General features: G+C 68.7%; 22 protein-coding genes and 1 tRNA gene. 12 read left to right on the forward strand and 11 right to left on the reverse strand.

Features of this window, described 5'->3' with window-relative positions; all coding sequences use genetic code 11:
• Positions 1 to 228, forward strand: a 228-nt coding sequence (locus ABTX24_RS29285) for a hypothetical protein (RefSeq protein WP_350844676.1), incomplete at its 5' end; no start/stop codon positions are given.
• Here the strand turns inward: ABTX24_RS29285 and ABTX24_RS29290 are convergent.
• From ABTX24_RS29290 to nth, 4 genes are read right to left on the reverse strand one after another with little or no spacing between them, the layout of a single operon-like run.
• Positions 138 to 1,316 carry a MarP family serine protease gene (locus ABTX24_RS29290; RefSeq protein ID WP_350844678.1) on the reverse strand — a complete coding sequence of 393 codons (1,179 nt, stop codon included), beginning with the start codon at positions 1,314 to 1,316 and terminating at the stop codon, positions 138 to 140. The genes ABTX24_RS29285 and ABTX24_RS29290 overlap by 91 nt on opposite strands.
• Positions 1,313 to 2,008, reverse strand: a complete 696-nt coding sequence (locus ABTX24_RS29295) for an NUDIX hydrolase (protein ID WP_350844680.1) — start codon at positions 2,006 to 2,008, stop codon at positions 1,313 to 1,315. The genes ABTX24_RS29290 and ABTX24_RS29295 overlap by 4 nt, the downstream gene beginning before the upstream one ends.
• Positions 2,005 to 2,652 carry a TlpA family protein disulfide reductase gene (locus tag ABTX24_RS29300; RefSeq protein ID WP_350844682.1) on the reverse strand — a complete coding sequence of 216 codons (648 nt, stop codon included), beginning with the start codon at positions 2,650 to 2,652 and terminating at the stop codon, positions 2,005 to 2,007. The genes ABTX24_RS29295 and ABTX24_RS29300 overlap by 4 nt, the downstream gene beginning before the upstream one ends.
• Positions 2,652 to 3,368, reverse strand: a complete 717-nt coding sequence (gene nth / locus ABTX24_RS29305) for an endonuclease III (RefSeq protein WP_350719145.1) — start codon at positions 3,366 to 3,368, stop codon at positions 2,652 to 2,654. The genes ABTX24_RS29300 and nth overlap by 1 nt, the downstream gene beginning before the upstream one ends.
• A 187-nt stretch (positions 3,369 to 3,555) precedes the next feature.
• On the opposite strand from nth, the gene ABTX24_RS29310 reads away from it, so the two are divergent.
• From ABTX24_RS29310 to ABTX24_RS29320, 3 genes are all read left to right on the forward strand, one after another.
• On the forward strand, positions 3,556 to 4,233 hold the full coding sequence (locus tag ABTX24_RS29310; RefSeq protein WP_008356269.1) for a Crp/Fnr family transcriptional regulator: 678 nt from the start codon (positions 3,556 to 3,558) through the stop codon (positions 4,231 to 4,233).
• A gap of 65 nt (positions 4,234 to 4,298) precedes the next feature.
• Positions 4,299 to 4,805: a SigE family RNA polymerase sigma factor gene (locus ABTX24_RS29315; protein WP_350844993.1), complete on the forward strand. Its 507-nt coding sequence runs from the start codon at positions 4,299 to 4,301 to the stop codon at positions 4,803 to 4,805.
• Complete coding sequence (locus tag ABTX24_RS29320) at positions 4,798 to 7,398, forward strand: hypothetical protein (protein WP_350844686.1); 2,601 nt, start codon at positions 4,798 to 4,800, stop codon at positions 7,396 to 7,398. Before ABTX24_RS29315 ends, ABTX24_RS29320 begins: the two co-directional genes overlap by 8 nt.
• A gap of 63 nt (positions 7,399 to 7,461) precedes the next feature.
• Here the strand turns inward: ABTX24_RS29320 and ABTX24_RS29325 are convergent, their stop codons facing one another.
• From ABTX24_RS29325 to sp36, 5 genes are all read right to left on the reverse strand, one after another.
• Positions 7,462 to 8,058 carry a YdeI/OmpD-associated family protein gene (locus ABTX24_RS29325; protein ID WP_350844688.1) on the reverse strand — a complete coding sequence of 199 codons (597 nt, stop codon included), beginning with the start codon at positions 8,056 to 8,058 and terminating at the stop codon, positions 7,462 to 7,464.
• 17 nt (positions 8,059 to 8,075) lie between these two features.
• Positions 8,076 to 8,870, reverse strand: a complete 795-nt coding sequence (locus ABTX24_RS29330; protein ID WP_160025773.1) for an MBL fold metallo-hydrolase — start codon at positions 8,868 to 8,870, stop codon at positions 8,076 to 8,078.
• The gene (locus tag ABTX24_RS29335) at positions 8,867 to 9,745 is read right to left on the reverse strand and encodes an NUDIX hydrolase (protein ID WP_160025774.1); all 879 of its coding nucleotides are present in this window, start codon (positions 9,743 to 9,745) and stop codon (positions 8,867 to 8,869) included. Before ABTX24_RS29335 ends, ABTX24_RS29330 begins: the two co-directional genes overlap by 4 nt.
• A gap of 73 nt (positions 9,746 to 9,818) precedes the next feature.
• A complete protein-coding gene (locus tag ABTX24_RS29340; RefSeq protein WP_160025775.1) occupies positions 9,819 to 10,277 on the reverse strand; it encodes a RidA family protein in 459 nt (152 codons plus the stop codon).
• Positions 10,274 to 10,429, reverse strand: coding sequence for a Sp36 family protein (gene sp36 / locus ABTX24_RS29345; RefSeq protein ID WP_141791386.1), 156 nt, complete (start codon positions 10,427 to 10,429; stop codon positions 10,274 to 10,276). The genes ABTX24_RS29340 and sp36 overlap by 4 nt, the downstream gene beginning before the upstream one ends.
• Positions 10,430 to 10,522: 93 nt before the next feature.
• Here sp36 and ABTX24_RS29350 point away from each other — a divergent pair, with 93 nt between their 5' ends.
• The 3 genes from ABTX24_RS29350 to bagB all read left to right on the forward strand — a co-directional run bounded on the left by ABTX24_RS29350 (position 10,523) and on the right by bagB (position 13,660).
• Positions 10,523 to 11,338 carry a maleylpyruvate isomerase family mycothiol-dependent enzyme gene (locus ABTX24_RS29350; RefSeq protein WP_160025776.1) on the forward strand — a complete coding sequence of 272 codons (816 nt, stop codon included), beginning with the start codon at positions 10,523 to 10,525 and terminating at the stop codon, positions 11,336 to 11,338.
• 26 nt (positions 11,339 to 11,364) lie between these two features.
• Positions 11,365 to 12,381 (forward strand): ATPase BagA, encoded by a 1,017-nt coding sequence (gene bagA / locus ABTX24_RS29355; protein WP_350844690.1) that lies wholly within the window; start codon positions 11,365 to 11,367, stop codon positions 12,379 to 12,381.
• A gap of 112 nt (positions 12,382 to 12,493) precedes the next feature.
• A complete protein-coding gene (gene bagB, locus ABTX24_RS29360; RefSeq protein WP_160025778.1) occupies positions 12,494 to 13,660 on the forward strand; it encodes an ArsA family ATPase in 1,167 nt (388 codons plus the stop codon).
• Between the two features lie 94 nt (positions 13,661 to 13,754).
• Here bagB and ABTX24_RS29365 read toward each other — a convergent pair whose 3' ends face one another.
• Entirely contained in the window at positions 13,755 to 14,030 is a 276-nt protein-coding gene (locus tag ABTX24_RS29365) for a WhiB family transcriptional regulator (protein WP_045548985.1), read from the reverse strand.
• A 226-nt stretch (positions 14,031 to 14,256) separates the two neighbouring features.
• On the opposite strand from ABTX24_RS29365, the gene ABTX24_RS29370 reads away from it, so the two are divergent.
• Positions 14,257 to 16,695 (forward strand): transglycosylase domain-containing protein, encoded by a 2,439-nt coding sequence (locus tag ABTX24_RS29370; RefSeq protein WP_160025779.1) that lies wholly within the window; start codon positions 14,257 to 14,259, stop codon positions 16,693 to 16,695.
• A gap of 66 nt (positions 16,696 to 16,761) precedes the next feature.
• On the opposite strand, the gene ABTX24_RS29375 is transcribed toward ABTX24_RS29370, so the two are convergent.
• Entirely contained in the window at positions 16,762 to 17,220 is a 459-nt protein-coding gene (locus ABTX24_RS29375; protein ID WP_201451160.1) for a GatB/YqeY domain-containing protein, read from the reverse strand.
• A 25-nt stretch (positions 17,221 to 17,245) separates the two neighbouring features.
• Here ABTX24_RS29375 and ABTX24_RS29380 point away from each other — a divergent pair, with 25 nt between their 5' ends.
• The 4 genes from ABTX24_RS29380 to ABTX24_RS29395 all read left to right on the forward strand — a co-directional run bounded on the left by ABTX24_RS29380 (position 17,246) and on the right by ABTX24_RS29395 (position 19,641).
• Positions 17,246 to 18,178 (forward strand): metallophosphoesterase, encoded by a 933-nt coding sequence (locus ABTX24_RS29380; protein WP_350844693.1) that lies wholly within the window; start codon positions 17,246 to 17,248, stop codon positions 18,176 to 18,178.
• 73 nt (positions 18,179 to 18,251) lie between these two features.
• A tRNA-Pro gene (locus tag ABTX24_RS29385) sits at positions 18,252 to 18,325 on the forward strand.
• Between the two features lie 73 nt (positions 18,326 to 18,398).
• On the forward strand, positions 18,399 to 18,857 hold the full coding sequence (locus tag ABTX24_RS29390; RefSeq protein WP_160025782.1) for a nitroreductase family deazaflavin-dependent oxidoreductase: 459 nt from the start codon (positions 18,399 to 18,401) through the stop codon (positions 18,855 to 18,857).
• A 37-nt stretch (positions 18,858 to 18,894) separates the two neighbouring features.
• The gene (locus ABTX24_RS29395; protein ID WP_160025783.1) at positions 18,895 to 19,641 is read left to right on the forward strand and encodes an MFS transporter; all 747 of its coding nucleotides are present in this window, start codon (positions 18,895 to 18,897) and stop codon (positions 19,639 to 19,641) included.
• The last annotated feature ends 103 nt before the right edge of the window (positions 19,642 to 19,744 follow it).

A 19,744-nucleotide genomic window follows, 5' to 3' on the forward strand; every position in this document is an offset into this window, starting at 1 on the left:
GAGGGCAAGAAGTTCTCCTCCTCGAAGAAGATCGTGATCTACGTGCGCGACCTCCTCTCCTACGGGGTCACCCACAACTACAGATTCGACGTCCGGAACTACCGACTCGGCCGCCATATCTACCGTCTCGGCGGGGGTCAGCCGGCGCAAGCTCCGGTGTCGACGGTGGCGGTCTGGGAGCGAGCCTCGCGGGCGATCTCGATGACCTGGTCGGTGGTGAGGGCGTAGCCGGTCTCGGAGTCTGTGACCGAGGCGGCGAAGACGACGCCGACGACGTCACCCTCGGAGTCGACGATGGGGCCTCCGGAGTTGCCGGGACGGATGAGGCTGCGTACGGAGTAGACGTCTCGGATGACGGTGCCGACGCCGTAGATGTCGGGCGAGCGGAGACGCTGCTCGGCACGGATACGGCCGGGCTGTACGTCGAAGGGGCCGTCCTGCGGATAGCCCAGGACAGCGATGGGGTCCTCGGCGCCGGCCGTGCGGTCGAACTCGAGGCGCTTGAGGTTGCCGCCACCCTCGAACTTCAGGACCGCGATGTCGATCTTGGGGTCGTAGTGGACGACCTTGGCGTCGTTGGCGCCATCACCGACGATGACGTTGGGGTCGTCGACGCCGGCGACGACGTGGGCGTTGGTCATCAGGTAGCCGCGGCCGATGACGAACCCGGTGCCCTCGACACCCTTGCCGCACTCGTTGGCGCCGCGAATCTTGAGGACCGACTCGCCGGCGCGTACGACATCGGGGTCGGTGAGCATGCGCCGCGGGCCGGGTCCGACCTCGACGATCCGCTCGCGGGCGAACGGCTCCAGGTAGCGCGGGAAGAACGAGGTGCCGACGACGTCGTTGAACGCGCTCAGCGCACGATCCGCAGGCGACGGCATGATCGAGTCGACCTTGGCCAGGATCGTCGAGCCGCGCACCGCGGGCGTGAGCCCGTTGATCTGCGCCCCCGAGACCGCGACTCCGAGAGCCCAGGCGACCACCAGCACGGCCGCCGCGCTGAGCAGCGATCCACCGAGGGCGTCGACGATCCGGGCCGGCTGCCAGGTGATCTCGTCCCGTACGCGTACGCCGCCGTATTGCAGCACCGCCTGCCCGATGGACGCACACGCGATCACGACGAACAGGGCGCCGAGCGAGACCCACAACGACGGGGCCGCGCTGCCGAGCACCTTCGGTGCCAGCCAGATGCCGATGAAGCCACCGAGCAGCAGTCCACCGGTCGCGAAGGCGCCGGTGATGAAGCCCTGCCAGTAGCCCGAGAGCGCGTAGGCCCCGACGAGGATGATCAGGATCCAGTCAAGAAAGTTCACGGCTGATTCCGTTCGCGTCCCTGGAACATGTATTCGGGCAACTCCTTGATCGGGGCGTCCGGAATCTCCGTGATCCACCCGAGATAGGTGAAGAAACGGCTGATGATTCCACCTGTGAAGCCCCAGAGGATGACATCCTTCTCCGGTCCGATCAAGAACGCGGGCATCAGCCATTCGCTGCGGCCGGGGGCGCCGACCTGGATCCGGTGGGCCGGGTCGATGAGATCTGACAACGGCACCCGGTAGACGGCGTGGACCTCTTCGACCGAGCGCGTGGTGACCGGAGACGGCTCCCGCCACCACGCGATGATCGGCACCACGGCGTGGTTGGAGAACGGGATCCACAGCGCCGGGAGGCGGCCGACCACGTCGACACCGGTCGGGTCGAGCCCGGTCTCCTCCCACGCCTCTCGCAGCGCCGCCTCCTCCGCGGTCTCCCCCGGATCGAGTCGGCCGCCGGGGAACGAGACCTGGCCGGGGTGCGAGCGCATCGTGTGCGAGCGCTCGGTCAGCAGCAGATCGGGACCCGAGGGTCCTTCACCGAAGAGCATCAGCACGGCCGACTCGCGGGCGCTGCCGTCGGCCGGGGGCAGGAACTGTGAGATGTCCTCGCCCTGGATCTGCTGCGCCGCCTCGACGATCTCGTCGAACCACTCCGGCCGCGTCCCGTTGGCCGCCTGACGGTCGCTCACAGCTCGATCCCCAGCTTCTTCTCGACGAGCTCCTTCACCTGGGCCGCACTGGTCATGCCACCCATCTGCAGGAGCTCGACCTCGCCGGAGGAGGACAGGACGTACGTCGCAGGCACCGCGCGCGCCGTGAGCGGCCCGCCCTGCAGCTCACCGCCCGGATCGGCGTACATCGGGAAGGTCACCCCACGCGAGATCGCCTCCTCGAGCGCGACTCCGGGGACCGTGTCCATGACGTCGATGCCGATCACCGGCACCTCGTCGCCGTAGCTCTCGTAGAAGCTCTGCAGCGCAGGCATCTCCTCCTTGCAGGGCGCGCAGAAGCCCTGGAAGAGGTTGATCACCATCGGTCCCTCGAACGACGCCAGGTCAGCCGACGAACCACCGCCGAGGCAGGGCAGCACGATCGACGGCAGCCCACCGTCGCTGGCGGGCCCTTCCTCGCAGGCCTCCACCTTCGACGCCTTCTTGGCCGCGACCATCTCCGCGGTGGCGACGTTGACCTTGGAGGAGGACGGCTCGTCGGCCAGTGGCGCGCCGGACTGACCGCCCCCGCTCGAGGAGTCGGTGCCGCAACCGGCCAGGACGGCCAGCAGCAGGGCGGCTGCCGACGCGACCCGGGCTCGTCTCCCCAGGGCACGGACCATCAGTTGCGGCCCTCCGTGCGGACCAGCTTGGCCGCGGCGACAGGGTCGGTCGGCCCCTCGCCGTACGCAGGGCACAGCTGGGACACCGGACAGGCACCGCACGCGGGCTTCTGGGCGTGACAGATCCGCCGCCCGTGCCAGATCACATGGTGGGACAGCATCGTCCAGTCCCGCTTCTCGAAGAGTGCGCCGACCTCGTGCTCGACCTTGACCGGGTCCTTCTCGGTCGTCCAACCGAAGCGCCGCGAGAGCCGTCCGAAGTGGGTGTCGACCGTGATCCCCGGCTTGCCGAAGGCGTTGCCGAGCACCACGTTGGCGGTCTTGCGCCCCACGCCGGGCAGCTTCACCAGCTGCTCCAGACGGTCAGGCACCTCGCCGTCGTACTCCTCCACCAGCACGGCGCTCAGCTTCAGCAGCGCGTCGGTCTTGGCGCGGAAGAAGCCGAGCGGCCCGACGAGCTGCTCCAGGTGCTCTCGGGGCGCCGCCGCCATCTCCTTCGCGGACGGGTACGCCGCAAAGAGGGCCGGTGAGGCCAGGTTGACCCGCTTGTCCGTGGTCTGCGCGCTCAGCACGGTCACGACCAGGCATTCGAACGGATTGGTGAAGTCGAGCTCGGCCTTGGCATCCGGGTAGGTCTCACCGAGGATGCGGTCGATCCGACGGGCACGACGCACCAGACCCAGGCGCGTCTCAGTCGCAAACTTCTGGGCAGGCACGCAGCAAGGCTACGCGGCCGCACCGACAATCCCGATCCGGCCTAGAGCTCGGCTACCACAAACACCGCTCAACACATGCACTTTCTGCCCTTATCGGTGGGTGATGTGCACTTGTGAGACGTTCCACAGATAGGATTCCCGGTGTAATACCCGCGGATGTGGGGAAAATCCAGGAGGAATGGCCGCAATGGACAACGACGTACTCCGTCAGGCACCGCTCTTCAGCGCACTCGACGACGAGTCGATGACGGCCCTGCACGCCTCGATGGCAGAGTCGAAGCTCCGCCGCGGAGAGGTGCTCTTTCACGAGGGCGACTCCGGCGACAAGCTGTACGTCGTGATCGACGGCAAGGTGAAGCTCGGCCGCACCTCGTCCGACGGCCGCGAGAACCTGCTCGCCATCATGGGCCCCGGCCAGATGTTCGGTGAGCTCTCGCTCTTCGACCCCGGCCCCCGCTCGGCCACCGTCACCGCGGTCACCGACTCCGCCTTCGCGAGCCTGTCGCACGAGGACCTCCTCAAGTGGCTCGAGGGCCGCCCGGTCGTCGCCCGCGGCCTGCTCGCCCAGCTGGCCGGCCGCCTCCGCAAGGCCAACGACGTCGTCGCCGACCTCGTCTTCTCCGACGTCCCCGGCCGTGTCGCGAAGGCCCTCCTCGACCTCGCCGACCGCTTCGGCCGCACCGCCGACGACGGCGTCCACGTCCACCACGACCTCACCCAGGAGGAGCTCGCCCAGCTCGTCGGCGCCTCCCGCGAGACGGTCAACAAGGCCCTGGCCGACTTCGCCAGCCGCGGCTGGCTCCGCCTCGAGCCCCGCTCGGTCGTGATCATGGACATTGAGCGCATGGCTCGCCGCGCCCGCTGATCTTTTAACTTTACGAAGGCACCCGGCCTCCTTCCCACCGGCGTATAAGCCGGTGAAAGGAGGCCGTGTTGCTTTTCCCCACAGATACGGGTCGCGAAGCGTTCGACCACTTCGTACGCTCCCGGGTCGCGGCGCTGTCCCGAACCGCCTACCTGCTCACCGGTGACGCGCACCTCGCCGAAGACCTCGTCCAGCAGGCACTCCTTTCCGCCGCGAAGTCGTGGCATCGCATCCAGGGCGACCCCGAGCCGTACGTCCGTCGCATCCTCTACACCCAGAACGTCTCCTGGTGGCGCCGACGTCGCCTGGTCGAGACCCCGACCGAGACGTACGAAGCATCGGCCGTCGCTGCCGGCGACACAGAGCTGCGGCTCAGCCTCGATGCCGCCCTCGCTCAGCTCACCGCCCGCCAGCGCACGATCCTCGTGCTCCGCTTCTTCGAAGATCTCACCGAGGTCCAGACCGCCCACGTCCTCGGGATCCACTCCGGCACGGTCAAGTCCACCACCCGCAAGGCCCTCGCCCGCCTGCGCACCCTCGCACCTCATCTCGAGGAGCTCCTCCATGACTGACCAGCAGCTCCGTGACGAGCTCCACCGCATCGCCGAGGGCGCCCCTACCGCGTACGTCCCGTCCGACCTGTTCGCTCGCGGACGCCGCGCCCACCTTCGCTCGGTCGCGCTCGTCGTCGGCTCCATCGCCGCCGTCGTGGCGCTGGTCGCCGGTACAGCTGCCCTGGCCCCGACCCGCGACTCCGCCGAGGTCGACCCCGCTCGAGCCCGAACCGATCTGGCCGTTCCCGACACGATCTACGCCACCCCGAGCTGGCTCGCCGAGGCCGAGGAGGGCCGCTACACCCACGCCGACGACCTGGAGCAGGACCTGGCCATCGGGGTCGGCGCGATCGCGTACGTCCAACCAGCCGAAGACTCGAACACGGCCGTCGCGGTCGTGATCGATGCTGACGACGGCGACTACCACCCGCTCGACCTTCCGGACTTCATCGGTCTCGATCCCTACTGGGAGAAGGGAACCGGCGAGGGCTTCGAGCACCGGCCGCTCGCACTCTCCCCAGACGGTCGCGAGCTGGCCTGGGCCTGGGGAAAGGGGCGCGATGCGGGCAGCGACAGCCGAATAGTCCCCGGCGGCGTACGCATCGCCGACCTGACCACCGGCCAGGTCACCGAATGGGACCTCAGCCGGGACGCGAGCACCTACGTCTCCGACCTGGAGTGGTCCGACGGTGGCGAGCGGCTGCTCTGGGTCGGTTCGCAGATGGATCGATGGGACTACCAGTCTTACGTCCCGGGCGATCCCATCGCTGGGGTCATCGATCCCACGAGCGCGTCCGTCAACTTCTACGGCGGCAAGTTCCACGGCGGCAACGTTTCGATCTGGGCGGTCTCCGACAACGGCACGATTGCCTTCAACGGCGCGTTCGACTCCGGTGACCTCCAGATCCAGCCTCCAGGCAGCGAGACCGCTGCTGTGGCCCTTCCGGCCAAGGCCGCCATCGGCGAACCCCTGATCTTCGACGGGGCCGACCTGTATGTCAGCACCGAGGACGGCCTGGCTCAGCTCGATGGAACTGGATCGACGTACAACGCGCCGAATGCATTGCCGCTCCAACTGATCGGCTGGGCAGATGAGGGCCCTCTGGTCACGTCCTCCAGTAGCACAGGCGAGGTCTATATCGGCCAGTTGGGGACGTCAGAGGACGCACGCGTGCTGATCGAGTTCGACGACGCTGGCCATGTCGCCAGCACCGTGAGCGTTGCGTACGCGCTCATCGACGCCGACTCGGCTACGGTCCAGCGGGGCAAGCCTCACTTCCTCCCACCCTGGGTGAAGACAGCAGCTCCCTGGCTGATCGTGGGCGGACTGGCGGTGGCGATCTGGTGGCGGCGCCACCGCTCGAGCGCGGCGGCCGAGCGCAATGTCCAGCCCGCGACGAGGCGTGTCATCTCCGCGGTCGCCGTGGTCGCCATCGTGACGCTGCTGGTCGGCGTCGTCGCAGGGGTGATGTTCATCGATCCTGCTGCCTTCACATCTGGCAGCAACGAACAGGACGACGCCGACGGCCTCGTGACCATCCCGTCGACCATCACCGCCGACACACCCAGGCCCAGCCAGGCGGTGATTCCCCGGGAGATCCGCTGGACGGATGACCCGGATAAGGCTGTCCCTGTCTCTGACTCGCTGGCTGTTGGTCGGGCGACACTCGCCTTCACCGACAACAGCCTCGTCACCGACGACGGCGGAACCGTCGTGGTGATCACCGAGGGCGGCGACTACCGGCGTCTGACGGTCCCGGGGGTCGGCGAGTTCTGGACCGCCTTGGAGGAGCAGAGCATCGAACTCTCGCCCAACGGCCTCCGGCTCGCGTACGTGACCGAGGATCCCGGCCTGAACGTCGTCGACCTGGAGACCGGCGAGGTCTCCGAGCATCCCCTCGAGCTCAACGGCGACAGGATCACCAGCTTCTCCTGGTCGCCGGACTCGAACTGGTTGGTCTGGCACTCCAACTACCAAGACCAGACCGCCGGTCGAATCGCTCCAGACGGCACCACCGAACCGCTTCCCCCGGGCAACTGGGCGAACGCGGGCATCGGCAGCGACGGCGCGGTCGTCGTACGCACCGATTCCGGGACCAGGGTGTGGCCCGAGGGTGCCGCCGACCTGCCCGGTACCGCTCGGGAAGGCATGTCGACGTGGGTCGGTTCCGGCGTTCCGGTCGATGGCGTCGACGATCCGGGCGTCCGCTCGATCGGCTTGGACCCTTCGCTCGACGTCGACCTGGCGATCGGTCGCAACCCGTCGGTTCGCGGGGTCGATGTCGACGCCCGCTCGCTCATCGGTGTCGCCGGCTGGATTGCCGACGGCACGCCGTTGATCGTGACCTCCGGCGACGACGGCAACGACCTTCGTACGGTCTTCCCCGATGGCGGGACAGAGGTCATCGCCCACCTCGACTTCCCGGTCACCCAGTTGTCGATCGCCACGGCGCTCCCGGCCGACCTGGCCGTGATGGCGCCGGACCCGGCGTGGACGCGGACCGATCCGCTCCCGATGATCCTCCTGGTCGCGGGCGCGACCGGGATCGCCGGGTTCTTCGTCTGGCGCCGGATCAGAGACGGTCGGCGAGATAGGCGAGCTGGGCTCTGACGGATGGCTCGGCGGCGCCCAGTAGACCTGTTCGACGTCGGCGTACCGGACGCGTGAACGCGGCTACTGAGGCCGCCGCTTCTGTGGATGGATCGTCTCGTGACGGGCGAGCATGGCGACGTACTCCTCGATCCTGCGCGCCCGCGCGGCCTCGGTCTTCAGGGAGGTGATGCGGTGGTAGAGGGCGTAGCGGTTCTGCGAGGTGAGGACGTCGTACATCGCCTGCGCCTCGGGCACCGCGGCGATAGCGGCGAGGAGCTCGGGCGGGGTCTCGGCGGTGGCCGGACCGGCGTACGCGGCCTCCCACCGCCCATCCGCCTTCGCCGCCTCCACAGCGGCCCGCCCGGCTGCGGTCATCCGGCCCTCGCGCTCGAGACGGTCGATGTGCTCGACGTTCCTCAGTGACCAGCGGCTCTTCGGCCCACGCGGGGTGAACCGCTGGAACGACGATTGCTCGTCGCGCCGCCGAGCCTGACCGTCGATCCAGCCGAAGCAGAGCGCTTCGTCGAGCGCGGTTTGCCAGGTCAGCGTGGTCAGCGTGCCGCCCTTCTTGGTCAGTACCAGCCAGACGGCGGGCGTGTCGGCATGGTGCTCCCCCAGCCACGCCCGCCACGCGGGTGGGTCGGGAAGCAGGAGCTCGTCTCCGGACAGGATCGCCATGGGCGGAACAGTAGGCCTCAGCGCTCGGCGAGGTAAGCCAATTGCGCTCGCACCGAGAGCTCGGCGGCACCCCAGAGGACCTGGTCGACGTCGGCGTACACGATCTCGACGATCGCCCGCGGATCCGCGTCGGCAGGGGTGGCGCCGAGGCCGGAGAGTGCTTCCTCGACCTGGCCGAGGCGTTCGCGGCGGTGGGCGATGTAGTAGTCGAGCGCGCCGAGGGCGTTGCCGATGACCGGGCCGTGGCCTGGCCAGACGCTGCCGACACCGTGCTCGGAGGCGAGGGCGTGCAGGCGGTCGAGCGAGTCGAGATAGGCACCCAGCTCGCCGTCGGGATGAGCGACCACGGTCGTCCCACGCCCGAGGACGGTGTCGCCCGTCAGCACCGCGCCGTCGGCGGGCAGCCAGAAGGACAGCGAGTCCGAGGTGTGTCCGGGAGTCCCGACGACGCGGATCTCCAGGCCGTCGACCTCGATGACGTCACCATCGCCGAGCCCCTCGGTCCCGAGCCGGTATTCAGGATCAAGAGCGCGTACGCCGGCCCCGACCCGCTCGGCGAAGGCCCGTGCTGCCTCGGAGTGGTCGTAGTGGTGGTGGGTCAGCAGCACCGTCGCCACCTCGCCGGCGGCCTCCGCGACGGCGTCGAGATGTCCCTCGTCGAGAGGCCCGGGGTCGATCACGACGGACCGGCGCGCACCCGGCTCGCGCAGCACCCAGGTGTTGGTGCCGTCGAGCGACATGATCCCGGGGTTGGGCGCGAGGATGCACTGCCCGCGCTCGCCGAATGCCCCGCCCGACCAGGACTCGTTCATGAGTGCTTCCTTCCGGCGACGAGGGAGGCGTGCAGGGGCATCATCGACAGGGTGTGGCCGCCGTCGACCTCGGTCACGGCCGGGGTGAACATCGTCAGCACACGCTCCGCGGCGTCTGCGAGGACCTCGTCCTCGGACCCGACCGAGGTGACCTCGAGACAGTTGAGATAGGTCGGCGGCATCATCGCCAGCTCGCCGGCCTCGACCTGGGCGACCGCCTCGGCGGTGCTCAGCCAGAGCACCGAGGACGACTCGCTGGACACGTCCCGTGTCACCTGGCCCTCGGGGAGGCGCGCGACGAAGAACCAGGTCGCGAAGCGCTTCGGCTCGAAGACGGGCGTTGTCCAGGCCGCCCACGGCCCGAGCAGGTCCGTACGCAGCACCAGCCCGCGCCGGGTCAGCAGCTCGGTCAACGACAGCGAGCGTGACTCCAGGGCCGCCCGGTCGGCCTCCCAGTCGTCGCCCGAGACGTCGTCGACGACGGAGTCGCCCGAGGCTCCCGCGAGCAGCACCCCGCACTCCTCGAACGTCTCCCGCACCGCCGCGGCGACCAGCGCCCGCGCGCGGGACTCGTCGACCCCGAGCCGGTGCGCCCACTGGGCAGCGGACGGCCCGGCCCAGCAGGAGTCGGGCAGCTCGGCGTCGCGTACGTCCACGCCGCCGCCGGGAAAGACAGCCATCCCGGCGGCGAAACCCATCGTCAGCTGCCGGCGCAGCAGGTAGACCTCGGGACCAGAGGATCCAGAGCCTGGCCGAAGCAACAGCACCGTCGCCGCATCGCGCGGCTCGACCGGGGTGCGTACGCCCTGGGCGTACTCCCCGGCCAACGCCACGATGTCGTCACCAAGCCGGACTGGAGGGATCGGGATACGCACGTTCGTCACTGTAGCGACGCTCACACCGCCGCCCTACCCCCATCCGAGCCTCAGACCGAGACCCAGACCAGGCTCAGATCTCGACGATGATCTCCACCTCGACGGGAGCGTCGAGCGGCAGCACGGGCACGCCGACGGCGGACCGGGTGTGGCGTCCAGCGTCACCGAAGACCTTGCCGAGCAGCTCGGAAGCACCGTTGGCGATGCCCGGCTGGCTGGTGAAGTCGGGGGTGGAGGCGACGAAGCAGGTCACCTTGACGACCCGCTTGACCAGCGACAGATCGCCGATCTCGGCCTTCACCGCGGCGAGCGCGTTGAGCGCGCACTGCTGCGCAGCCGCCACGCCCTCCTCGGGCGAGACCTCGCCACCGAGCTTGCCGGTGGACAGCAGTGCGCCGTCCTTCATCGGCAGCTGCCCCGAGGTGAAGACGTAGTCGCCGGTGCGAAGCGCCGGGATGTAGGCCGCCACCGGCGGCACGACGTCCGGCACGCTCAGCCCGAGCTCGGCCAGGACCTCCTCGGGCCCGCTCACTCCGAGACCGCCCGCTTGAAGAAGCCGACGTAGTTGCCGGTGCCGTTGTCGAGGATGGAGACGAGCTCCCACCCGTCGGCACCGAAGTTGTTGAGGATCTGCGCCGCAGCGTGGTTGAGGATCGGCGCTACCTGGTACTCCCACTTGGTCATATCGGCACCCTACTTCGCGGACCCGTGGACCGGTCTCCCGGCGACATGGTTTGACCTTCCAACCGAGGTCCCCGGGCCACTATGGTCAGGTCCGTGACTTCCGCAGAGCAGCTGAAGACGTACGTCGACACCTGGTGGTCCTCCGTCCAGGACCTCCTCACCCTCCTGGAGGAGCTCTCCGAGACCGACTGGGACCAGCCGACCGACCTCCCCGGCTGGGACGTACGCGCCGTCGCCTCCCATGTCGCTCACCTCGAGGGCCTCACCGCCGGCGCGCCCCGCGAGGACGCCTCCGTACCCGAGTCGGCCCACATCAAGTCGCCGATGGGCCAGTTCACCGAGATCGGCGTGATCACCCGACGCGACGCCGAGCCGGCGAGCATCATCGACGAGATCCGCCGCTACACCGCCGTACGTCACGACGAGCTGCTCGCCTCTCCGCCCGAGGACCCCGCGGCGCCGGCCTCCGGCATCTTCGGTGCGCTCGGGTGGACGACCGGCAAGCTCCTCCGCAACCGGCCGCTCGACCTCTGGCTGCACGAGCAGGACATCCGCCGCGCCACCGGCCGCCCGGGCAACCTCGACAGCCCCGGCGCCCTCCACACCGCCGACTACCTCCTCGAAGGCGTCGGGTTCGTGCTCGCCAAGAAGGCCGCCTGCGCCCCCGGCACCTCCGTCGTCGTCGAGGTCGAGGGCCACGCGCCCTACGCGTTCACCGTAACCAAGGAGGGCAAGGGAGTCCCGGTGGCAGCCCCGGTCGCCGCCCCCACCGTCACCCTCTCCACGGACCGGGAGACGTACGTCCTCCTCACCGGCGGCCGCGCCTCCGGCGACCCCGCCAAGGTCGAGATCACCGGCGACACCGCGATCGGTACCAAGATCGTCGAGAACCTCAACATCACCCCTTGATGGTGCGACCCCGTTAGAGTCCTTCCATGAGTTCTGACTGGCCCCATGTGCAGCTGCACGTGGTGACCGGCAAGGGCGGCACGGGCAAGTCGACGGTGGCTGCGGCCCTGGCGCTCGGGCTGGCCTCGCACGGAAAGAACGTCCTGCTGTGCGAGGTCGAGGGCCGCCAGGGGGTGGCCCGGATGTTCGACGTCGACCCGCTGCCCTACGCCGAGACCCGCATCGCAACCGGGCTTCGGCTGCGCGCGCGATCCGGTGCCGACGCCGAGCCGGGCAACGTCTACGCCCTGCACATCGCCCCCGAGGAAGCCCTCCTCGAATACCTCAAGATGTACTACAAGCTCGGCCCGGCCGGCCGCGCCCTCGACCGCTTCGGCGTGATCGAGTTCGCGACCACGATCGCGCCCGGGGTCCGGGACGTACTGCTCACCGGCAAACTCTTCGAGGCCGTCCAGCGCAACAGCCGCAACAAGGGCGCCCGGACCTACGACGCCGTCGTGCTCGACGCGCCCCCGACCGGCCGGATCACGAGCTTCCTCAACGTGTCCGAGTCGGTCGCGGGCCTGGCCAAGGTCGGCCCGATCAAGCACCAGGCCGACACGATGATGACCCTGTTCCGCTCCCGGCGCACCGCGGTCCATCTGGTCACACTGCTGGAGGAGATGCCGGTCCAGGAGACCGCCGACGGCATCAGCGAGCTGCGCGCCGCCGGGCTCCCGGTCGGCGGCGTCATCGTCAACCAGGTACGCCCCCGCGACCTCCCCGACGAGTCCCTCGCCCCCGCCCTCGCCGGCTCCCTCGACGGTGAGCTGATCGCCGAGGACCTCAAGCGCGCCGGCGTCGAACCCGACCCCGCCCTGATCTCCGCCCTCGCCGACGAGGCCAAGGAGTACGCCGAGCGCCGAGCCCTCGAAGACGCCCAGCGTGACCTCGTCGCCGGCCTCGGGCTCCCCACCTACGAGCTCAACCGGATCGCCGGTGGGATCGACATGGGTGGGCTGTACGAGCTCGCGGCCGAGCTCAAGGATCAGGGGCTCGCATGAGGTTGGAATCCCCGGTTAACCGGGTATCCCTGCACTTCTCGGGCATTGCAACACCTGAGAAGTGCAGGAAGTGCCTGAGCGACGTGACGGAAGTGACGAGGGAGACAGCCCGATGAGCGCTCACCCACGCGTCGGCCCGCTGGCCGCCCACGCGAACGACACCCGACAGCTCGAGGTCGACCGGCTGCTCGACGACCGCGACACCCACATCATCGTCTGCTGCGGAAGTGGTGGCGTGGGCAAGACGACCACGTCGGCGGCCCTCGCGCTCAGAGCGGCCGAGCGCGGACGCAAGGTGGTGGTGCTGACGATCGACCCGGCGCGACGCCTCGCCCAGTCGATGGGCATCGAGCGGCTCGACAACACGCCCCGCCCGGTTCCCGGCATCGGACCAGGCACCCTCGACGCGATGATGCTCGACATGAAGCGCACCTTCGACGAGGTCGTCGAGTCGCAGGCCAGCCCCGAGAAGGCGCAGCAGATCCTCAACAACCAGTTCTACATCGCCTTGAGCTCCAGCTTCGCGGGCACGCAGGAGTACATGGCGATGGAGAAGCTCGGCCAGCTCTACCGCGACGCCTTCGCCCACAACGGCGGCAACGGCGACTACGACCTGATCGTCGTCGACACGCCCCCGAGCCGCAGCGCCCTGGACTTCCTCGACGCACCTGAGCGCCTCTCCAGCTTCCTCGACGGGCGCTTCATCCGGCTCATGCTGGCCCCGGCCAAGGGACCGGTCCGGCTGATGTCGGCCGGGATCAACATCGTCACCAATGCGCTCAAGAAGGTCCTCGGCGGGCAGATGCTCACCGACCTGCAGACCTTCGTGACCGCGCTCGACACCGTCTTCGGCGGGTTCCGGCAACGGGCCCAGGAGACGTACGCGCTGCTTCAGGCCGACGAGACCGCCTTCCTCGTCATCGCCGCCCCCGAGCCCGACGCGCTCCGCGAGGCCGCCTACTTCGTCGAGCGGCTCTCCGGAGACCGGATGCCGCTCCAGGGCCTGGTCGTCAACCGGGCCACTCTGCCCGACGACGCCTCGCTCACCGCAGCCGCGGCCGGCGCTGCCTCGGAGCGCCTCCCCGACGCGCCGCTGACCGCCGGGCTGCTACGGCTCCACGCCGACCGCGCCCTCCTGGTCGAGCGCCAGAACCAGCTGCGCGAGCGCTTCGCGGTCGCCCACCCGCAGGTGCCGACCGCCGTCGTGCCGGCGCTGCCCGGTGACGTACACGATCTCGACGGGCTCCGCGAGATCGGCCGGCTGCTGGCCCAGGGCTGAGCACCTGAAAACGGGGTCGAGCCAGGACGTACGTGACGTACGTCCTGGCTCAGACCAAGATCTTCAGCGACTCACTCGAGTAGGGGACGAGGGGTCACTCCACGGAGGCACGGGTGCGCGCGGCCTCGAGCACAGCGCGCCAGGAGGCGTTCGGGCTACGGCGGAGCAGCGCACGACGCTCGCGCTCGGTCATGCCGCCCCAGACACCCCACTCGATCTGGTTGTCGAGCGCCTCGGCGAGGCACTCGGTGCGGACGACGCAGCCGGAGCAGACCATCTTGGCCTTGTTCTGCTCGGCTCCACGTACGAAGAGCTCGTCGGGCTCGTTCTCACGACAGGCGGCCTGTAGCGACCATTCATCTACCCACATGGTGTGCCATCCCTTCATCGGAGCGCTTCGCCCTCCCCATATTGATGACGTGGCGCCCGTGCGGACTAAAGGTTAAGGACTCGACCCGGTCGAGTGACACACCCTTCTGGCCCAAAGTACGTAGTCCGAAATGACTAGGAGGGGTCCTGGGACCCTTTTTTGCCTCCCTGTCCGGCGCCGATTGCGAATCATGTGCTATTAGCCGCGATCACCTACGATGACCAGCATGTCTTCGCCGTCGCTGCGCCCGCAGACCGTGCTCAAGCATCTCGCCGTCATGTGCGGGGTCGCAGCCGTCCTCGGCGTCGTCGCCGCGGGTCTCGCCATCCCCTTCGCCGGTGTGGCCGGGATCGCGGCCAAGGAGACGGCCGAGAAGATGGACTCGCTGCCGCAGGCCTTCGAGGTCGACGACATGTCCCAGACGACCAAGATCGTCGACCGCAAGGGCAACCTGATCACGACGCTCTACGACCAGAACCGCGTCTACCGTCCGCTCGACCAGATCTCGTCCAACATGACGAAGGCGCTCCTGGCGATCGAGGACTACCGCTTCTACCAGCACGGCGCGATGGACCTCAAGGGCACGCTGCGCGCGCTGATCACCAACCAGGCCAGCGACTCGGTGCAGGGTGGTTCCTCGATCACCCAGCAGCTGGTGAAGACCACGCTGGTCTACTCCGCGAAGACGGAGGCCGAGCGCAAGGCGGCCATCGAGAAGTCGACCGCCCGCAAGATCCGCGAGCTGCGCTACGCGATCGCACTGGAGGAGAAGCACTCCAAGGACTGGATCCTCGAGCGCTACCTCAACGCTGCCTACTTCGGCGACGGCGCCTACGGCGTCCAGGCCGCCGCCAAGCACTACTTCAACGTCAACGCCTCCGAGCTCAACTGGCAGCAGTCGGCGATGCTGGCCGGGATGGTGAAGAACCCCACCGGCTACGACCCGACCAACTACCCCGACGCCACCATCGCCCGCCGCAACGTCGTCGTCGACCGGATGGCCGCGCTCAAGGTCGTCTCCCGTCCCGAGGCGGAGAAGCTGAAGGACGCCAGCCTCGGCCTGAACGTCCAGAAGCAGCGCAACGGCTGCCTCGGCTCGTCCGCGGAGTTCTTCTGCGACTACGTGATCAAGTGGCTGCTCAAGGACCCGGCCTTCGGTGAGACGGAGACCGACCGGCTCGCGCTGATCAAGTCCGGCGGTCTGACCATCAAGACCACGCTCGACCAGCGCTTCCAGGACGCCGCTCAGGAGTCGGTCGAGGATCACGTGTACGCCACCGACCAGGCCATCGGCGCCCTGGCCATGGTCGAGCCCGGCACCGGTCGGGTGCGGGCGCTCGCCCAGTCCCGTCCGATGGGTGACAACAAGAAGAAGGGCCAGTCCTACCTCAACTACCTGGTCCCGAAGGAGAAGTCGGGCGACTCCAACGGCTTCCAGGCCGGGTCGACCTTCAAGGCGTTCACCCTGGCCGCTGCCATCGAGCAGGGCTTCCCGCTCAAGCAGAAGATCAACTCGCCCGAGGAGCTGACCCTCAACGAGTCCACCTTCGCGGGCTGCCCCGGCGACGGCAACCGCGTCGGTTCCCACACCTTCCACAACTCCACCACCTCGGGCAGCAAGGACGCCTACACCGGCACCCGGGAGTCCGTGAACACCTTCTACGCCCAGCTGTTCCAGCTCACCGGGATGTGCACGCCCTACAAGATGGCGCAGAAGATGGGCGTGAAGCTCACCGCCCCGTTCGGGGTCAGCTTCGACGACGGTCACGTCTGCAAGCCGAGCGAGACCCGCTGCGGCGGCGCGGAGCGCGTACCGACCTTCACCCTCGGCGTCGTCGACGTCAGCCCGCTCGAGATGGCCGAGGCGTACGCGACGTTCGGCGCCCGTGGGAAGCACTGCGACTCGGTGCCGGTCAACGAGATCCTCGACGCCAACGACAAGGTGATCAAGAGGTACGAGCCGACGTGCGAGCAGGCGATGGCCAAGGGCACCGCCGACGCGGTCAACGACATCCTCCGCGGCGTGATGGAGCCCGGCGGCTTCGGCCAGAACCTGGCCCTGTCGGTGCCGAGCGCCGGCAAGACCGGCACGACACAGGACAACAAGGCGGTGTGGCTGATGGGCTACACGCCGCGGCTCGCCACCGCTTCGATGATCGCCGGCGCCAACTCGGCGGGCACGCCGCTCAGCCTCAACGGCCAGGTCGTGGGCGGCAGCTACGTCTACGAGGCGGCGGGCTCGACGACTGCCGGTCCGATGTGGGGCGGCGCGATGCAGGTGATCGACAAGTACCTCAAGTGGGTGGACTTCGAGGAGCCCGACCCGAACGTGATCGCAGGAAACACGGTCGATGTCCCCTGGGTCGGCGGCATGACGGTCGAGAAGGCCACGAAGGTGCTGCGGAGCGCCGGCTTCCAGGTCCAGCTCGGCCCGGAGGCCTACTCCGAGTACGACAAGGGTCTGGTCGCCTTCACCACCCCCTCCGGCGACGCCGCCGAGGGTTCGCCGATCACGATCTACACCTCGCTGGGCCCGGAGCCGAAGCCCGACCCCAAGCCCGACAAGAAGAAGCAGCCCGAGCGGAAGCCCGGCCGCGGCGATGAGGAGAGACCGGCCACGGTCGAGGAAGAGCCCGACTTCGGCTGGGAGTGGCCGACCGGCTGACGCCCAGCGCATAAACGATTGTGGCCCCACCGATCCGGTGGGGCCACAGTCGTTCTCGGGCTGCCGTCAGGCGAGCTGCTTGCGTACCTCCGCGGCCACGGCGCCACCGTCGGCCTTGCCCTTGGTCTGCGGGGTCAGGATGCCCATGACCTTGCCCATGGCGCGCATCCCCTCGTCGGCGGCGCCGGTCTGGGCGATGGCCTTACTGACCAGGTCGGAGATCTCCTCGGCGCTCAGCTGAGCGGGCAGGTACTCGGTGATCACCGCGGCCTCCGCGGTCTCCTTCTCGGCCTGCTCGGCTCGACCGCCGTCGGCGAAGGCAGTGGCCGCCTCGCGGCGCTTCTTGGCCTCGCGGGTGAGGATCGTGATGATCTCGTCGTCGGTGAGCTCCTTGGCCTCCTTGCCGGCGACCTCGGCCTCGGTGATCGAGGCCATGACCATGCGCAGCGTGCCGGCGCGCTCCTTGTCACGGGCCTTCATCGCGGAGGTCAGGTCGGTCCTCAGCTGGTCCTTCAGAGTGCTCATGGAACCATTGTGGCAGGGTTGAGCCATGCGGCTCGCCTCAGTAATCGGCCCAGTAGTCGGCACAGCACTTGGCACCGGGCTCGCCACCGGCGCGGCCATGACGGCGTACGCCTTGTGGGAGGCCCGTCAATACACGCTGCGCCACGTCGGACTGCCGGTGCTCCCCGAGGGCGCGGACCCGCTGCGGGTGCTGCATCTCTCCGACATGCACGTGGTCCCGTCGCAGCACAAGAAGCTCGACTGGATCGCATCGCTGGCTTCCCTGAAGCCCGACCTGGTCGTCGACACCGGTGACAACCTGGCCCACCAGCGGGCAGTGCCGTCGATCGTCAACGCCCTCGGCACGCTGCTCGACGTACCGGGCGTCTTCGTGCACGGCTCCAACGACTACTACGAGCCACGGCTGCGCAACCCGATCGGCTACCTGCTGCCCGACAACGGCAAGCGGCAGACGAACGTGCCCGAGCTCCCCTGGCGTGACCTGTCCGCGTCCTTCACCAAGTCCGGCTGGCTGGACCTCACCAACACGCGTACGTCGCTGACCGTCAAGGGCATCGAGTTCGCCTTCGCGGGCGTCGACGACCCCCACCTCCGCCTCGACGACCTGTCCGCGGTCGCCGGCCCCGCGGACCCGTCCGCGGACGTACGCCTCGGGGTCGCGCACGCTCCCTATCTGCGGGTCCTGGACCAGTTCACCGCCGACGGCTACGACGCGATCCTGGCCGGCCACACCCACGGCGGCCAGATCTGCCTGCCGGGCGGGCGAGCCCTGGCCACCAACTGCGATCTCGACCCCGCCCGGGTACGCGGCCTGCACACTCACACCCACGGCGGACGGCAGGCGTGGCTGCACGTCTCGGCCGGCCTCGGCACCTCGCCCTACACCCGGATCCGCATCGCTTGCCGCCCCGAGGCGACGCTCCTGACGCTCACGCCGCGCGGGGCGTCTCGTCGGTAGGGGCCGATTACGGATCGAGGGAGTCTCTGGGCTATGCTCATTCCTCGTTGGACCGTTTGTTCGGTGCAGCATTCGGGTTGTAGCGCAGCTTGGTAGCGCACCTCGTTCGGGACGAGGGGGCCGCAGGTTCAAATCCTGTCAACCCGACATCGAGCTCAGGCTCGGAGATCGCAAGGTCTCCGAGCCTGATCCCGTTTTGCGGCGCAGTAGAGTCGACGCCATGAGCTTCGACACGCGCAACGGCACCCGTGGCGCCAAGCAGCCCTCGGCCAACCTCCTCCTGAAGCTGGGCAACAAGCTGATGATGAGGCGAGCCCGCAAGAGCAGCGGCACCACGGCCGGGATGCGTCTGCTCGTGCTCACCACGATCGGCAAGAAGAGCGGCGAGCCCCGTTCGACGCCGCTTGCGTGGTTCCCGGGCGACGACGGCACCTGGCTGATCGCCGCCTCGGCAGCCGGCGGACCGAAGAACCCGGCGTGGTACTACAACCTCGCCGCCAACCCGGACCGGGTCACCATCGAGCTCGGCGGCGAGACCATCCCGGTGGTCGCCGAGCAGCTGCACGGCGAGGAGCGCGCCCGTGCGTGGGCTGCGATCGTCGAGTCGGCCGCCAACTTCGGGAGCTACGAGGAGAAGACCGACCGCGAGATCCCGGTCATCCGTCTCACCCGCGCCTGAGTTCAAATGTGACGCGCGGCATGCGAAACTGCCCCTCATGAGCAACGACCCCGCCGACAAGCTCGCCGCGCCGTCGTTCGGTTTCAAGAAGAAGCGTGGGGGCACGAAGCCGGCGAACGCCAAGCCTGAGAAGACCCAGCCCGCGAAGACTCAGCCCCAGAAGACCCAGGCCCCGAAGACCCAGGCCCCGAAGGCTCGGGTCGAGAAGGCACCGGTCGAGACCGCTGCGGTCGAAACGGCCTCCACGGAGAAGACCCAGGTGCTGGAGAAGACGGCACCACCCGTCGTAGCGCCCGAGCCACCTGCGAAGAAGTCCCCGGAGAAGCAGAAGGCGCAGAAGCCGCCGAAGCCCGCGAAGGAACCGAGGGCACCCAAGCAGCCCAAGGACCCGAGCCAGCGACGGATCAACCTCGGCACCCCGTCGGGCCTCTCCGCGGCCGTCATGATCGGCGCCATCGTCGGCGCGTTCATGGCCCTGGCGGTCTGGTTCAGCGGCACCGTGAGCCAGTGGACGCGAGGCACCTCGTCGCTCGGCGACAAGGGAGCGATCATCCTGATCGCCGTCTTCGCCCTCGCGATCATCGTCGGCGGCTACCTCCTCCGCCTCGCTGGCGCCCGCTCCCCCTTCACGATCAGTTTCCTCGGCTCGGCGCTCGTCGCCGTACTCTCGATGCTCTTCCTCACCGACCTCTTCGTCCACGCCTGGGGAGTGATCATTGTCGTGATCCTCGCCGCCGCCGCGTACGCCCTCGCCTACTGGGTCACCACCAACTACATCGACTGACAAGCTCCCGCCGACCGTGGCCAGCAGGTCCGTGATCGGCGGCTGCGGCCACTCGTCGGACGGGGTGGCCAGCGGGGTGTCGATGACCAGCGGATAGGGGATG

The sequence above is a fragment of the Nocardioides sp. NPDC127514 genome (assembly GCF_040302125.1).
Taxonomy (GTDB): domain Bacteria; phylum Actinomycetota; class Actinomycetes; order Propionibacteriales; family Nocardioidaceae; genus Nocardioides.

What these genes read in the sequence shown, in the direction of transcription:
- bagB (WP_160025778.1), top strand. Translation starts at nt 12,494, where the DNA reads ATGAGCGCTCACCCACGCGTCGGCCCGCTGGCCGCCCACGCGAACGAC.
- bagA (WP_350844690.1), top strand. Translation starts at nt 11,365, where the DNA reads ATGAGTTCTGACTGGCCCCATGTGCAGCTGCACGTGGTGACCGGCAAG.
- ABTX24_RS29300 (WP_350844682.1), bottom strand. Translation starts at nt 2,652, where the DNA reads ATGGTCCGTGCCCTGGGGAGACGAGCCCGGGTCGCGTCGGCAGCCGCC.
- ABTX24_RS29310 (WP_008356269.1), top strand. Translation starts at nt 3,556, where the DNA reads ATGGACAACGACGTACTCCGTCAGGCACCGCTCTTCAGCGCACTCGAC.
- ABTX24_RS29380 (WP_350844693.1), top strand. Translation starts at nt 17,246, where the DNA reads ATGCGGCTCGCCTCAGTAATCGGCCCAGTAGTCGGCACAGCACTTGGC.
- ABTX24_RS29330 (WP_160025773.1), bottom strand. Translation starts at nt 8,870, where the DNA reads ATGAACGAGTCCTGGTCGGGCGGGGCATTCGGCGAGCGCGGGCAGTGC.
- ABTX24_RS29365 (WP_045548985.1), bottom strand. Translation starts at nt 14,030, where the DNA reads ATGTGGGTAGATGAATGGTCGCTACAGGCCGCCTGTCGTGAGAACGAG.
- ABTX24_RS29370 (WP_160025779.1), top strand. Translation starts at nt 14,257, where the DNA reads ATGTCTTCGCCGTCGCTGCGCCCGCAGACCGTGCTCAAGCATCTCGCC.
- ABTX24_RS29375 (WP_201451160.1), bottom strand. Translation starts at nt 17,220, where the DNA reads ATGAGCACTCTGAAGGACCAGCTGAGGACCGACCTGACCTCCGCGATG.
- ABTX24_RS29390 (WP_160025782.1), top strand. Translation starts at nt 18,399, where the DNA reads ATGAGCTTCGACACGCGCAACGGCACCCGTGGCGCCAAGCAGCCCTCG.
- ABTX24_RS29395 (WP_160025783.1), top strand. Translation starts at nt 18,895, where the DNA reads ATGAGCAACGACCCCGCCGACAAGCTCGCCGCGCCGTCGTTCGGTTTC.
- ABTX24_RS29325 (WP_350844688.1), bottom strand. Translation starts at nt 8,058, where the DNA reads ATGGCGATCCTGTCCGGAGACGAGCTCCTGCTTCCCGACCCACCCGCG.
- ABTX24_RS29320 (WP_350844686.1), top strand. Translation starts at nt 4,798, where the DNA reads ATGACTGACCAGCAGCTCCGTGACGAGCTCCACCGCATCGCCGAGGGC.
- sp36 (WP_141791386.1), bottom strand. Translation starts at nt 10,429, where the DNA reads ATGACCAAGTGGGAGTACCAGGTAGCGCCGATCCTCAACCACGCTGCG.